The following is a 15,126-nucleotide window of genomic DNA, read 5'->3' on the forward strand; positions in this document are numbered from 1 at the left end:
GCCGGTCCGCGCGTGCCGCCTAACCAACGGACCTCCGATGAGATCGACCTCCTTCGCTTCGTCACGACGTCACCCGCCGGTGCTCGTGCCCGGCAATCATCCGGGTGTGGTGCACATCGACACGGGCATGAAACTCATGAGCGGCACGCTGTGCTCGGATAGCCGCGACTGGTACGAGGAGCCGCTCGAAAAAGGGCTGAAGCTCGTCCTCGTGCAGAGCGGGCAGTTGCGCTGCCGCGTGCCGGGCCAGCCCGAGCAATGCATCAAGGGGCCGGGCCTGTGCGTGATCGCCAACGACGGCGAATTCACGACCCACCAGATCTACGACCGCGACGTGCCGCTGCGCTACACGATCGTGCAACTCGGCCTCGATGCGCTCGACCGCAACCTGAGCCTGCTGCCGGAGAAGATGCTCGCGCCGACGGGCGGCGATCCGCGCATCGTCAGTTGCCCGGCGTCGAAGGCGCTGCAGGCGCTCGCCGTGCAGATCGCCACCTGCCCGTTCGAGGGCGCGGTGCGCGAGTACTACCTGAAGGCGAAGGCGTTCGAGCTGACCGCGCTGAGCGCGCAGTTGCTGGCCACGCAGCGGCAGTCCGCGCCGGCCGACGTGCGGGTCACGTCGTCGGATGTCGAGCGCGTGTATGCGGCGAGCGACATCCTGACGCGCGAGCTCCAGCACCCGCCGACGCTCGACGCGCTCGCGGGCCGCGTCGGGATGAATTCGCGCAAGCTGACGGCCGGCTTCCGCAAGGTGTTCGGCACGAGCGTGTACGCGTATCTGCAGGAATACCGGCTGCGGACCGCGCACGCGATGCTGTGCGCGGAGGATGCGAACGTGTCGACCGTCGCGTACCGCGTCGGCTACAGCCCCGCGCATTTTTCGATCGCGTTCCGCAAGCGCTACGGCATTTCGCCGAGCGATATTCGCGTGTCGCCCAACGCAATGGATCATGAGGAATTGACGGGCGCGGCGATCTAAAACAACTGACCGGCCGCCTAAAGGAATCGACCGGGCTCATGGGTGTTAATGAGATAGATTCTCATTCACAGGTGGCCGCCGCCGCGCGGACCCGCCGTCGAACGACCCATACAAGGCGTGCCCATGAGCCAGACCGTTGTCGATTCCACTACCGACCATTCCGATCCTTCCTGTTGTTCTCCCACTGACTGTCGCGCGCGGCTCGTTGCGCTGATCGCCGAGCTGCTCGACGAAGCCGTCGACGAGATCGCGTCGCTCGACGATGACGAGGACCTGCTGAGCTGCGGCCTCGATTCGATCCGGTTGATGTATCTGCAGACGCGCTTGAACCGGCTCGGTCATGCGCTGACCTTCGACGCGCTCGCGCGTACGCCGACGCTCGGCGCGTGGACCGCGTTGCTCGCGACTGCGCCGCGCATCGCGCGGGCGGAAGCCGTCGTCGCGGCCGAAGCCGTCGACGTGCACGCGCCGTTCGAGTTGTCCGCGGTGCAGCAGGCGTACTGGCTCGGCCGCGGCGACGGCGAGGTGCTCGGCAACGTAAGTTGCCACGCGTTTCTCGAATTCCGCAGCCGCGCGATCGATCCGGTTCGGCTGGACACCGCGTGCCGGCGCGTGCGCGAGCGTCATCCGATGCTGCGCGCGCGCTTCGACGGCGGCCGCCAGCAGATCGTCGCGGCGCCGGACGCGCCGGTGTTCGCGCACGCGGACTGGCGCGACCGGACGGCGGCCGAAGCGGAAGCCGAATGGGCGTCGCTGCGCGCATTCCGCTCGCACGAATGTCTCGACGTCGAGCACGCGCAAGTGTTCATGATGGGGCTCGCGCAGATGCCCGGCGGCGAGGATCGCGTGTGGCTGAGCGTCGACCTGCTCGCGGCCGACGTGGACAGCGTGCGGCTGCTGATGCAGGAGATCGGCGTCGCCTATGCCGAGCCGTCGGCGCTGCCGGCTGCGCCGTCGACGTGGTTCCCGGCCTGGCTCGCGCGTCGCGCGGCCGATGCGCGCGATGCGCGGGCCGCGGCGCGCGACGCATGGCAGGCGCGGCTCGCGACGCTGCCGGAAGGGCCGGCGCTGCCGCTCGCCCGTGCGCCGGAAACGATCCGTGCGCCGCGTTTCAGCCGCGTCGCGCATACGCTGAGCACGGACGAGTTGACGCGCCTGCAGGCGCGGGCCGCGCAGCATGGCGTCACGTTGTCGTCGGTGTTCGGTGCGGCATTCGCGGCGGTGCTCGCGCGCTGGAGCGGCCGGCAGGCGTTCCTGCTCAACGTGCCGCTGTTCGACCGGCACGGCGATGCGCCCGATCTGGGCCGCGTGATCGCCGATTTCACGACGCTGTTGCTCGTCGAATGCGACGTGCACGCCGATGCGAGCGCGGCCGACACGGTGCGCGCGTTCCAGCAGCGGCTGCACGGTGCGATCGCGCAGGCCGCGTATCCGGCGCTCGACGTGCTGCGCGATGCGCGTCGGCAGGGCACGCCGCGCGCGGCGCCGGTCGTGTTCTCGTGCAATCTCGGCGACGAGCCGTTCGTGCCCGCTGCGTTCGCGCAGGTGTTCGGCGATCTGCACGACATGATTTCGCAGACGCCGCAGGTATGGCTCGATCATCAGCTCTATCGCGTGCCGGGCGGCGCGCTGCTTGCGTGGGACAGCGTCGACGGCCTGTTCCCGGACGGGATGATCGACGCGATGTTCGGCGCGTATGTCGCGTTCGTGCAGGCGCTGTGCGATCGCGACTGGCGGCTGCCGATCGCGGTCGAGTTGCCGTCCGCGCAGCGGCGCGTGCGCGATGCGCTCAACGCGTTGCCGGCCCCCGGCCGTGCGCGCACGCTGCATCACGATTTCTTCGCGCTGGCCGCACGCGAGCCGGCCGCCGTCGCCGTGCGGTGCGGCGATCGCGCGGTGACGCGCGGCGAACTGGCCGCGCAGGCGCTCGCGATCGCGGGCGGGTTGCGCGCGGCCGGGATCGGGCACGGCGATGCCGTCGAGATCAGCTTGCCGCGCGGGCCCGAGCAGGTCGCGGCCGTATTCGGCGTGCTGGCGGCCGGCGCGTGCTACGTGCCGCTCGACATCGCGCAGCCGGTCGCGCGCAAGGCGCTGATCGAGCGCGCGGCGGGCGTGAAGGCTGCGATCGTCGACACCGCCTGCGCGGACGGGCCGCTGCCACATGTCGGCATCGCCGCGCTGCTGCGGCATGCGCCGCTGGCCGCGCCGCTCGAGGTCGCGCCGCGGGCGACGGCTTACGTGATCTACACGTCCGGTTCGACGGGCGTGCCGAAGGGCGTCGAGATGACGCACGCGGCGGCCGTCAACACGATCGATGCGATCGATGCGCTGCTCGGCGTGCGCGCGCACGACCGGCTGCTGGCGGTGTCGGCGCTCGATTTCGATCTGTCGGTGTACGACCTGTTCGGCGCGCTGGGCGCCGGTGCGCAGCTCGTGCTGCCGACGCAGGACGAAGCGCGCGATGCGGCACGCTGGATCGAACTGATCGCGCAGCACCGCGTGACGCTGTGGAACTCGGCGCCCGCGCTGCTGGAAATGGCGCTGGCCGTGCCGGCGGCGCGCGACGCGTGCCGCAGCGTGCGCGCGGCGCTGCTGTCCGGCGACTGGATCGCGCTCGACCTGCCGGCGCGCCTGCGCGAGCGCTGCGGCGACGCCTGTGCGTTCCACGCGCTCGGCGGCGCGACCGAGGCCGGCATCTGGTCGAACGTGCAGACGGTGCGCGACGTGCCGCCGCACTGGCGTTCGATTCCGTACGGCCGGCCGTTGCCGGGGCAGGCGTATCGCGTCGTCGATGGCGACGGACGCGATGTGCCCGATTACGTGCCGGGCGAATTGCTGATCGGTGGCGACAGTCTCGCGCGCGGCTACCGGAACGATCCCGAGCTGACCGCGCAGCGTTTCGTGCAGCACGCGTCGGGCCGCTGGTATCGCACCGGCGACCGCGGCCGCTACTGGCCGGACGGGACGCTCGAATTCCTCGGCCGCGAGGATCGACAGGTGAAGGTGCGCGGGCACCGGATCGAACTCGGCGAGATCGAAGCGGCGCTCGCCGCGCATCCGTTGATCGACGGCGCATGTGCGAGCGTCGTCCACGGCGAGGCCGCGCGCATCGTCGCGGCGTTCGTGCCGGCCGACTGCGCGGCGGCGGACACCGCGCCATCGTTGCTCGCGGCAGTCGACATGGTCGACACGATGCCGGCGGAAACGGCCGTCGCGCACGCCGTCGCCGCCCGGCTGCTCGACGGCGACGCGGGCCTGCCGCCGCCGCTCGCGCACGGGCGCGCAAAGGGCGCCGCATCGATCCCGATCGACGACGCGCTCGACCGGCTCGCCTGGCAGGCAACCGATCTCGACGCTCTGACGGCCGCGCTGCGCGCGCTCGCCGCCGATCCGGAGACCGCCGCGCAACGCGTGCCGCTGGACCCGTGCGTGGCGCCGCTCGCGTTCGCGACGCGCTTGCCGGACGGCGTTCGTGCGCTGCGCGAGTTCGCCGCCGCGCTGGACGCGCAGGCCGCGGCGCACACGGGTGCGCTGCGCATCGCGGTGCTCGATGCACGCGCGGGCCAGGCGCTCGATGCGGGGCTCGGCGTGCTCGACGATCCGCGCTTCGACGTCACGCTGTTCGACGTGTCGCCGGGCCTGCTGCACAACGCGCAGGCACGCTTCACGCGAACGCTGCCCGCATTGCAGACGATGCAGGACGGCTTGCTGCCCGCACGTCATCTCGGCGCATTCGATTGCGTGATCAGTTTCGCGGCCGCGCACCTGCGCGACGATCCGCGCGACACGTTCCGGATCGCGGCCGCGCTGCTCGCGCGGGACGGCCGCCTGCTGCTCGCCGACGTGCTGCGCGATTCGCCGCTGCGTGAACTCGTCGCGAGCGTCGCGGGCGATACGTCGCCGCCGCGGCCGTTCGCCGACGACGCGCTCGCGGCGGCCGCCCACGCGTGCGGCTTTGCGCTCGATGCGCGCAGCTGGCGCTCGACGGCGTTCGCCTGCCTCGACGCGCGCCGGGTCGGCGAGCCGATCGCGCAGGCGGCGCTGGCCGACTGGTTGCGCGATCGCTTGCCCGACGCGATGCGTCCCGATGCGCTGTGGTGCGTGCCGCGCTGGCCGCTCAACGCGAACGGCAAGATCGATCGCCGGACAGTCGGGGAGGCGCTCGCGCGCGCACTCGGCGACGCGCCGGCCGCGCACGACGCATTCGTGCCGGCCGGCGAGCGGCACGCGATATTGCTCGCCTGCTGGGAACAGGCGCTCGGCCGCGCGGCGAACGCGCGCGACGCGACGTTCTTCGCGCTCGGCGGCGACAGCCTGCTCGCGACGCGCCTGCTCGCGCAACTGCGCGAGCGGCTCGGCGTGCGGATCGGGATGGCCGCGTTCTACCGGCAGCCGACGCTCGCCGGTCTCGCGGCGCAGCTCGACGAACTGACGCCGGCGGCGCCGGCCGACGGCGACGCAGCGGTCGCGACGATCGAGGAGGGCGTGCTGTGAGTTTCGACGACGTGCTCGACCTCTGCCGCGAACGGCGGATCGAACTGTGGTGCGACGACGGCGGCCAGTTGCGCTATCGCGCGCCGGCCGGCGCGCTCGATGCGGATCTCGCCGCGCGCATCAAGGCCGAACGCGATGCGTTCGTCCGCTTCCTTCAGAACGGCGCATGGCGCGACGATCCGGCGCACCGGCACGAACGGTTCGCGCTGACGCCGGTGCAGGCCGCGTATGTGCTCGGTCGCCACGAATCGTTCGAGTTCGGCGGCAGCGCATGCCACCTGTACGTCGAATACGACGAACCGCAGGATCTCGACTGCGTGCGCTTCGAAGCCGCGTGGAATGCGTGCGTCGCGCGCCATCCGATGCTGCGCGCGATCGTCGAGGACAACGCATGGCAACGCGTGCTGCCCGACGTGCCCTGGCAGCCGCTCACCGTGCACGACCTTCGCGAGGCCGACGCGAACGCCTTCGACGCGCACCTGAGCCGCGTGCGCGAGCGCCTCGACCATGCGGTGCATGCGCTCGACCGCTGGCCGGTGCTGCAGCCGGAAGTGAGCCTCGGCCAGGAGGCCGCGGTGCTGCACCTGTCCGTGGATTTCACGCTGATCGACTACGCGAGCCTGCAATTGCTGCTCGCCGAATGGCGGCGCCGTTACGACGATCCGCAATGGCAGCCCGCGCCGCTCGACGCGACGTTTCGCGACTATGTGCTGCATGAAGCGCAGGCCGGCACGCGTGCCGATCATGCGCGCGACAAGGCATGGTGGCTCGCTCGACTCGACGAGTTGCCCGCGCGTCCCGATCTGCCGGTCGTGCCCGCGAGGCGCACCGACGGGCGGCCGCGCTTCACGCATCGGCATGCGCGGCTCGATCGCGCGCAATGGGCCGCGCTGAGCGGCCAGGCGAGCCGTTTCGGGCTGAGCGCGGCGAGCGTCGCGCTGGCCGCGTTCGCCGAGGTCGTCGGCCGCTGGAGCCAGACGCCGGCGTTCTGCCTGAACCTGACGGTGCTGAACCGTCCGCCCGTGCATCCGCGCATCGATGCGGTGCTCGGCGATTTCACCGCGCTGAGCCTGCTCGCCGTCGACGCGACGCACGGGCGCGATTTCGTCGAGCGTGCCCGCACGATCGGCGCGCGGATGTTCGACGATCTCGACCATCGCGCGTTCACCGGCGTCGACGTGATGCGCGAACTCGCACGGCGGCGCGGCAAGGATGCGGCGCTGATGCCGGTGGTGTTCACGAGCGGGATCGGCAGTGTCGAGCGCCTGCTCGGCGAGCACGCGGGGCACGCGGCGCGCGCCGCGCCGCCGCGCACCATGATCAGCCAGACGCCGCAGGTGTGGCTCGACTGCCAGGTGACCGACCAGTTCGGCGGGCTGGAAATCGGCTGGGACGTGCGCGACGACCTGTTTCCGGACGGCATGCCGGCCGCGATGTTCGACGCGTATGTCGCACTGCTGGGTCATCTGGCCGACGATGCCGCATGGTGGTCGCGTGAGGGTGACATCGTGCTGCCGTCCGCGGCGCCCGTCGCCGACGTGCATCCGGATGCCGATACGCATATCGCGGCCGGTTTCGCCGCGCAGGCGCTGCGCACGCCCGATGCGCCGGTCGTGATCGATGCGCGGGGGGCACGCACGTACCGCGAGGTCGCGCAACAGGCGGCGGCGCTGCGTACCGCGCTCGAACAGGCGGGCGTCGGCGTGGGCGATACCGTCGCGGTACTGATGCCGAAGTGCGCGCACCAGCTCGCGGCCGTGCTCGCGATCGTCCAGGCGGGCGCCGCGTACGTGCCGGTCGACAGCCGCCAGCCGGCGCTGCGGCAGCAGGCCATTCTGCGCAATGCACGGGTACGCGCGGTCGTCAGCGTGCAGGCGCTCGCATTCGACCATGACGGTTGCGTGCGCATCGATATCGATGCGTTGCCGATCGATCCGCAATGGCCGCCGCGCGCCGCATGCGGCATCGCTCCCGATGCATTGGCTTACGTGATCTATACGTCGGGCTCCACCGGCGAGCCGAAGGGCGTGATGCTGAGCCACGCGGCGGTGTGCAACACGCTCGCCGACATCAGCGCGCGGCATGCGGTCGGCGCGGGCGACGTGGTGCTGGGCCTGGCCGAACTGAGCTTCGACCTGTCCGTCTACGATTTTTTCGGGGCGACCGCGCGCGGCGCGTGCATCGTGCTGCCCGATCCGGCGCGCGGCAACGATCCGTCGCACTGGGCCGAACTGATGGCGCGCCATCGCGTGACGCTGTGGAATTCGGTGCCCGCACAGGGGCAGATGCTGATCGACTACCTCGAAGGCGAACCGGCGCTCGACGTGCCAGGCCCGCGCCGCGTGCTGTGGTCGGGCGACTGGATTCCGGTGACGCTGCCGGCCCGCTGGTGGCGTCGCTGGCCCGACAGCGCGCTGTTCAGCCTCGGCGGCGCGACCGAAGCGTCGATCTGGTCGATCGAACATCCGATCCGTCCGGAAGATACGCAGCTCGCGAGCATTCCGTACGGCCGCGCGCTGACCGGGCAGACGATGGAAGTGCTCGACGCACTCGGCCGGCCGTGCCCGCCGGGCGTGCGCGGCGAGATCCATATCGGCGGCGTCGGGCTTGCGACGGGCTACGCGAATGATCCCGTGCGGACGGACGCGCGTTTCATTCGTCATCCGGACGGGCGCAGGCTTTATCGCACCGGCGATCTCGGGCGCGTGCGCGCCGACGGCTCGCTCGAATTCCTCGGGCGGCAGGACGATCAGGTGAAGATTCGCGGCTACCGGATCGAGCTCGCCGAGATCGATGCGGCGCTGACCGCGCATCCGCTCGTCGGCGCGGCGGCCACGATCGTGCTCGGCGAGGGCGCGGAGCGCCGGCTTGCGAGCTTCGTGTCGCTGCAGGGCGCGGAAGCGCCCCCGCCGGCGCAGGACGACGCGCTGCACGAGATTGCAACGCACGTGCGCACGGCGTTCGACGCCGCGCGCTGGCCCGCGCAGGCGGACGTGTCGCGTTCGGTCGCGCAGCTCGACGCAGCGTGCGTGGCGTCGCTCGCCGCGTGGATCGTGCCGGCCGGCGGCTTGACGACCGATGGCGTGACCGGTTTCGCGACGCTGTGCGAGCGGCTGCGTGTGCCGGCGGCGCGACGACATCTGCTGCGCCACTGGCTCGCGATGCTGGTCACACATGGCGTGCTGGACGCGGACGCGGACGACGGCTGGCGCAGGCGGCCCGACGTCAGCATCGTCGACGCGCGTGCATGCTGGGACGCATTCGCGCAGCACGCATCGCCCGCGCTGTGGCCGGCCGTCCTCGTCGATTACTTCCGCGCCAGCGCCGGATGCCTCGACGCGCAGATCGACGGCCGCGTATCGCCGGCCGGCCTGATGTTCCCGGAAGGGGCTTCGCATATCGCCGAAGCGATGTACAGCGACGGCGAACACGCCCGCGCGCTGCATCGCGGGATGGCGCAGGCCGTGCACGCCGTCGTCGCACGCGAACCGCGGCGCGCGTGGCGCATCCTCGAAATCGGCGCGGGCACGGCCGCCGCGACGCGGGCGATCGTCGAGGCGCTCGCGCCGCTGGTGGAAGCCGGGACGCGCATCGATTACCTGTTCAGCGACGTGTCGAGCTACTTCCTCGCGGCCGCGCGCGAGCGTTTCGCTGCGTATCCGTGGATGCGCTTCGTGCGTTTCGACATGAATGCGGCGTGCGACGCGCAGGGCATTGCACCGCATTCGGTCGACATGACGATCAGCTCCGGCGCGCTGAACAATGCGCGCGACACGGTCGCGCTGATTGCCGGCTTGCGCGCACTGTCGGCGCCCGACGCGTGGTGGGTGATCCAGGAACTGACGGCCGAGCATCCGGAAATCAGCATCAGCCAGGGGCTGATGATGGAGACGCCGGACGATGCGCGGGCCGCATCGGCGCGGTTGTTCGTGCCGCATGCGCAGTGGCTCGACTGGCTGCAGGCGGAAGCGGGCGATCGCGCGCTCGGGTGCGTCGCGCCCGACACGCCGCTCGCCGCGCTCGGCTACGACATCCTGCTCGCCCACGTGAAGCGCGGCGCGGCGCGCATCGCGCCGGATACGCTGCTGGCGTTCGTGGCCGAGCGTGTGCCGGGCTACATGGTGCCGTCGCAACTGCGCGTGCTCGAACGTTTGCCGGTGACCGCGAACGGCAAGATCGACCGCCGTACGCTGGCCGGCATCGCCGATATCCGCGAGCCGGCGCCGGCCGTGGTGCGAGCGGTGCCCGCACCGGCAGCCGATCCGTTGCTGGCGCGGCTGATCGGCTTGTGGGAGACCGTGCTCGATACGCGCAACGTCTCGCCGGACCAGGACTTCTTCGCTGCGGGCGGCGATTCGCTGCTGATCGCGCAACTCGTGTCGCGGCTGCGTGGCGAGGAACCGCTCGCGCACGCGCATCCGTTCGACCGGTTGTTGCGCTGGGTGCTCGCGCAGCCGACGCCCGCCGCGTTCGCGCAATGCCTGCGCGACGCGGGCGAACAGCCGGCGAGCGCGACGCCGACGGCCGCGCCCGCCGCGTCGCGCACGGCGCATGGGTCGGCGGTCGTCCATGCGCCGGCGCCGCGCGTGCGCACCGGCGTGCGGCCGATTCCGCTCGCGCCCGGCGACGGCGTGCCGCGCGTGATCGTGCACGAAGGGCTCGGCACCGTGCATGCGTATCGTCCGGTGCTTCCGGCGCTCGCGCGGCTCGGCCCGGTGCTCGGCTTCGCGGTGCGCGACGCGCAGGATTATCTCGACCTGCCGGCGCGTCACCTGAACGCGACGCTGGGCCGGCGTTACGCGGATGCGCTGTGGCGCAGCGGCGTGCGCGAGGTCGACGTGCTCGGCTACTGCTCGGGCGGGCTGGTCGCGCTCGAAATGGCGAAGTCGCTGGTGCAGCTCGGCGTCGCGGTGCGCACGCTCGACATCGTGTCGAGCTACCGGATTCCGTACCTGATCGAGGATGAACGGCTCGTGCTGTTCAACTTCGCGGCGACGCTCGGGCTGCCGCTCGACGCACTCGGGTTTCCGGAAACGTACGTGCTGGCCGACGCGCTCGCCGACGCATTGAAGGCCGACCCCACGCGGCTCGCGCCGGGCAGCCTGCAGGCGCAGCTCGAGATCTTCGGCGATCGCTGCGAGCCGCTCGACGTGCTGCGCGGCCGCGTGTTGCGCGCGGCGGCCGGCCTGTCGATGCAGGATGCGATCGCGCATCCGCTGCTCGACGAGCGCGAGCGGCTCTACCGGCTCTTCATGCATTCGGTGCAGGCGTGCCACTGGGCCGGCGATGCGCCGTATGCGGGCGCGCTGCGGCTGTTCGTGCCGGAGCGCTGCAATCCGCTGATTCCGCAGCAGCGCGCGGCGCTCACCGATTACTGGACGGCGCAGGCGCTCGGCGGCATCACGGCCGTCGATATCCCCGGCGGTCATTTCGACTGCCTGAACGCCGCGTTCGTCGATACCCGCCTGAAGGAGGCACGATGAAGGTCCATCCGCTGCCGGTCGTCGTGGCCGGCTCCCGTTTCGGTCAGTTCTATGCGGCGGGCCTCGCGGCGTCCGGTTCGTATCACGTCGCCGGCATCCTCGGCCAGGGCAGCGCGCGCACGGCCGCATTGGCCGCGCGCGTCGGGGCGCCGGTGTTCGACCGCGTCGACGCGTTGCCGGACGACGTGCGCATCGCGTGCGTCGCCGTCGGCGGCGCGGCCCGCGGCGCGGAGGGCGCCGCGCTGGCCTGCCGGCTGCTCGAACGCGGGATCGACGTCGTGATCGAGCATCCGCTGCTGCCCGACGAATGGGCCGGCGTGCTTCGTACCGCGTCGCGCCAGGGCCGCCGTTGCCTGCTCAACAGCTTCTATCCGAACCTGCCGGTCGTCGCGCGCTTCATCGCGGTCGCGCGGCGGCTGCGCGAGACGAGCGCGCCGGTGCATGCGGACGTGGTGTGCTCGGTGCAGGCGAGCTACGCGGCGCTCGACGTGCTCGCGGCCGCGTTGCAGGGCGTCGGGCCGTGGTCGGTCGAACCGATCGGGCCGGCGTTGTCGTCGATGCGCGAATGCGCGATGGTGCTCGCCGAAACGCCGGTGTCGCTGCGCGTGCACAACGAGATGGCGGCGGCCGACGACGGCCGGATGAGCATGCTGTTCGGCATCACGCTGACGACCGACGCCGGCACGTGGACGCTCGCGTCGCCGCACGGCCCGCTGTGGTGGGCGCCCGCGCTGCGCGAGCCGGCGCAGGACGAGGACGGCCTGTTCCCGATCTTCGGCGAGCCGGCCGGCGACGACCTGCCGAGCCTCCAGATCTGCGACGACGCGCAGGACACGTGGGGCGAGATTCATGCGCGCAGCTGGCCGCAGGCGGCCGTGCGCGCCGTCGATCGCCTCGTGTCCGGCGAAGGGCTGCACGCGTGCAACCAGCGCAGCATCGACGTGGCGCGCGTGTGGCAGCAGTTGACCGCGCAACTCGGTTTTCCGGCGCAGCCGCCGGGCGATGCGCGCGCCGCGACGCTCGGCATGCTGCTGGAGCGTGCTGCATGAAGGCGCCGTTGCTTTCGATGTTGCGACCGTTCGCGGTGCCGCTCGTCGCGGCGGTGGCGTTGCAGGCGCTGGCCGGCATCGCGTCGCTCGTGCCGTGGCTCGCGCTCGCGCATCTCGCCGACGCATGGCGCGCGAGCGCGCAGCTCGACACGGCGGCGCGCGGCTGGCTCGTCGCGGCCGTGGCGGCCGGTGCGTTCTGGCTGGCCGGCCAGACGGTCGCGCTGCACCTGACGCACCGCGTCGACGCCGATCTCGGCGATCGCCTGCGCAAGCGCCTCGCCGATCATCTGCAGCGTTTGCCGCTCGGCTGGTTCGCGCGCGCGGGCAGCGACCGCGTCGCGCGCCACGTCGACCAGGACGTGCGCGCGCTGCACCAGCTCGTCGCGCATGCGCCGGCCGATCTCACGCAGCTCGTGGTCGTGCCGTGCGCGGCGCTCGCGTGCCTGCTTTACCTGAATCCCGCGCTGCTCGCGTTCGCGCTCGTGCCGCTCGTCGCCGGCGCGGCGCTGTTCCGCTGGATGCGCTCGGCACGCTTCGCGCCGGCCTTCGCCGCACGCAACGCGGCGCTCGAACGGTTGATGGGCGACTACGCGCAGCTCGCGCAGAACCCGGCGCTGGTGCGGCAGTATCCGGGCGCCGGCATCGAGGCGGCCGCGCTCGCGTCGAGCGGGCAGTTCTTGCGGGCGTTCTCGGCGTGGGTCGGCCGCATCGGCGGCCTCGGCGCGTGCACGCAGGTGCTGCTCGGCACGCCGTTGCTGCTCGCGTGGGTCGTGTTCGGCGCGACGTGGCTGACGGCCGGACAGTTGCCGGTCGGCACGCTGTGCGCGTTCGCGTTGCTGATCTGGGCGGTCGCGGCGCCGGTGCGTGCGCTCGGTCATGGCGCCGATGCGCTGCGCGACGCGCGCGCGGCCGCCGCGCGGCTCGATGCGTTGCTTGCGCAGCCCGGCCTGCAGGAACCCGCCGACGGCGCGGCACAGGCGCCGCGCGATGCGTCGATCGAACTGCGCGGCGTGCAGGTCGACATCGACGGCGAGCCGATCCTGCGCGACATCGACGCGACGCTCGTGGCCGGCGCGACCACCGCGATCGTCGGGCCGTCCGGCGCGGGCAAGAGCACGCTGCTGATGCTGCTCGCGCGCTTCATGGACCCGGATCGCGGCACGGTGCGGCTCGGCGGCGCCGATCTGCGATTGGTCAGTTCGCAGACGCGCCGCGAACAGATCGCGATGGTGTTCCAGCAGGCGAGCGCGCTCGACGTGTCGATTGCCGCGAACATCGCGCTTTATCGACCCGACGCCGATCGCGACGCGATTCGCGCCGCCGCGCGCGCGGCGTGTCTCGACGCACGCATCGACGCATTGCCGGGCGGTTACGACTGCGTATGCGGGCGCGACGTGCGCCTGTCCGGCGGCGAACTGCAGCGGCTGTCGATCGCGCGTGCGCTGCTGTCGCGTGCGCCGTTGCTGCTGCTCGACGAACCGGCGTCGGCGCTCGATCCGCAAACCGGGCGCGCGTTGCGCAACGCGCTGCGCACCGACACGCGTACCCGTGTGATCGTCAGCCACGATCTCGACGCGATCCGGCACGCGGACCAGATTCTCGTGATGGAACGCGGCCGCCTCGTCGAACGCGGCACGCATGCGGCGCTGCTGGCCGCGGGTGGGCTGTATGCGCGGCTCTGGCGCGAACGCGGCGCCGCAGGCGGGGAGGCCGCATGATGACGAAATCGCTCAAACGTTTGCAGTGCCTGCCGCGCGACACGCGCCGCGCGCTGTGGCGCGGGCTGGGCTGGGCGGTGGCCGCCGCGTTGCTCGACGGCGCGTGCGGGCTGCTGCTCGTGCCGTTGATCCGCGCATGGTTCGCCGGCGCGCATACGGCCGCGCTGCACTGGACGATCGTGCTCGGCGCGCTGACGCTGGGCCATGCGCTCGTGCTGTACGTCGCGCAACGCGGCGGCTATCGCGCGGGCGGCGCGCTGGCCGTGGGCCTCGTCGAACGCCTCGTGCAACACCTGCCGCGCATCGCGTCGTGGCAGACCGTGCGCGACAGTCATCCGGCCGGGTTGCTGCGCGGGCCGGTGATGCAGGCGATGGGGATTCCCGCGCACCTGCTCGGGCCGTTGATCGGCGCGGTCGTCACGCCGCTCGCGGTGGTCGCGGGCCTTGCATGGATCGACTGGCGCATCGCGCTGTGCCTCGCGGCGGCGGCCGTGCTGCTGTTCGCGCTGCTGCAGCGCGGCGGCGCCCGCACGCTCGGGTTCGAACAGGCGCGCGCCGCGGGCGATCGCGAGATGGCCGTGCAGCTTCAGACCTTCGCCGCGCATCAGGGGCTGCTGCGCTTCGCGGGCCAGGACGGCGAAGCACGCGCGGCGTTGCAGCGCGCGTGCGACGAACAGCATCGCCGCACGCGGGCGCTGATGCGGCGCTCGCTGCCGATCGAGCTCGGATTCGCGGCCGCGGTGCAGGGCGTGTTCGTCGCGATGCTGATCGGCGGCGCGTGGGCCGTCGCGGCCGGCCGACTCGACGCGGCGACGGCCGTCGCGGTGCTCGTGCTGCTCGTGCGCTTCATCGAGCCGCTCGCGCAACTCACGCAGCTCGATCAGGCGCTGCGCGGCGGCTGGCGCGCGCTCGACACGGTGCTCGCGGTGCTGCACGCGCCGCGCTTCGACAGCCCCGAGCGCGGCACGCCGGTACACGACGCGAGCGTCGACGCGCTGCGCGTCGGCTATCGGTCGGCCGGCGGCGCGACGCTGCTCGACGGGATCGACCTGCATTGCCCGGCGGGCGGCTTCGTCGCGATCGTCGGCCCCACGGGCGCGGGCAAGAGCACGCTGCTCGGCCTGCTCGCGCGGCTCGACGATCCGTGCGCCGGGCGCGTGCTGCTCGGCCGCGCCGACGTGCGGCACCTGAGCGAGGCGACGCTCGCCGCGACGCGCAACCTCGTGTTCCAGGACAACGGGCTGTTTCGCGGCAGCCTCGCGTGGAACGTGCGGATGGGGCGACCGGACGCGACCGATGCCGAGCTGCGCGCCGCGCTGGACGCGGTCGGCCTGCTGCGCGACGCCGAGCGCCTGCCGGACGGTCTCGACACCGACGTGGGGCCGGGCGGGCAGGTGCTGTCG

The 15,126-nt window shown here is 72.2% G+C and carries 6 protein-coding genes; all 6 read left to right on the forward strand.

All coding sequences use genetic code 11. From position 1 onward, the window contains the following. The first annotated feature begins 37 nt into the window (after window positions 1-37). Window positions 38-979, forward strand: a complete 942-nt coding sequence (locus H0X91_RS09550; RefSeq protein ID WP_046338026.1) for a helix-turn-helix transcriptional regulator — start codon at window positions 38-40, stop codon at window positions 977-979. Between the two features lie 123 nt (window positions 980-1,102). After that, entirely contained in the window at window positions 1,103-5,473 is a 4,371-nt protein-coding gene (locus H0X91_RS09555; RefSeq protein WP_196432978.1) for a non-ribosomal peptide synthetase, read from the forward strand. Continuing rightward, entirely contained in the window at window positions 5,470-10,956 is a 5,487-nt protein-coding gene (locus H0X91_RS09560) for a non-ribosomal peptide synthetase (RefSeq protein ID WP_196432979.1), read from the forward strand. Before H0X91_RS09555 ends, H0X91_RS09560 begins: the two co-directional genes overlap by 4 nt. Next, the gene (locus H0X91_RS09565) at window positions 10,953-12,005 is read left to right on the forward strand and encodes a Gfo/Idh/MocA family oxidoreductase (protein WP_059721902.1); all 1,053 of its coding nucleotides are present in this window, start codon (window positions 10,953-10,955) and stop codon (window positions 12,003-12,005) included. The genes H0X91_RS09560 and H0X91_RS09565 overlap by 4 nt, the downstream gene beginning before the upstream one ends. After that, entirely contained in the window at window positions 12,002-13,723 is a 1,722-nt protein-coding gene (locus H0X91_RS09570) for an ABC transporter ATP-binding protein (protein WP_196432980.1), read from the forward strand. Before H0X91_RS09565 ends, H0X91_RS09570 begins: the two co-directional genes overlap by 4 nt. Further along, a partial coding sequence (locus tag H0X91_RS09575) for an ATP-binding cassette domain-containing protein (protein ID WP_196432982.1) occupies window positions 13,723-15,126 on the forward strand: 1,404 nt, incomplete at its 3' end. The genes H0X91_RS09570 and H0X91_RS09575, both read left to right, overlap by 1 nt.

This window comes from Burkholderia sp. 9777_1386 (assembly GCF_015712265.1).
In the GTDB taxonomy this organism is placed as follows: domain Bacteria; phylum Pseudomonadota; class Gammaproteobacteria; order Burkholderiales; family Burkholderiaceae; genus Burkholderia; species Burkholderia cenocepacia.

Coding starts and splice junctions, on each gene's coding strand:
- H0X91_RS09550 (WP_046338026.1), top strand. CDS start 38: ATGAGATCGACCTCCTTCGCTTCGTCACGACGTCACCCGCCGGTGCTC.
- H0X91_RS09555 (WP_196432978.1), top strand. CDS start 1,103: ATGAGCCAGACCGTTGTCGATTCCACTACCGACCATTCCGATCCTTCC.
- H0X91_RS09565 (WP_059721902.1), top strand. CDS start 10,953: ATGAAGGTCCATCCGCTGCCGGTCGTCGTGGCCGGCTCCCGTTTCGGT.
- H0X91_RS09570 (WP_196432980.1), top strand. CDS start 12,002: ATGAAGGCGCCGTTGCTTTCGATGTTGCGACCGTTCGCGGTGCCGCTC.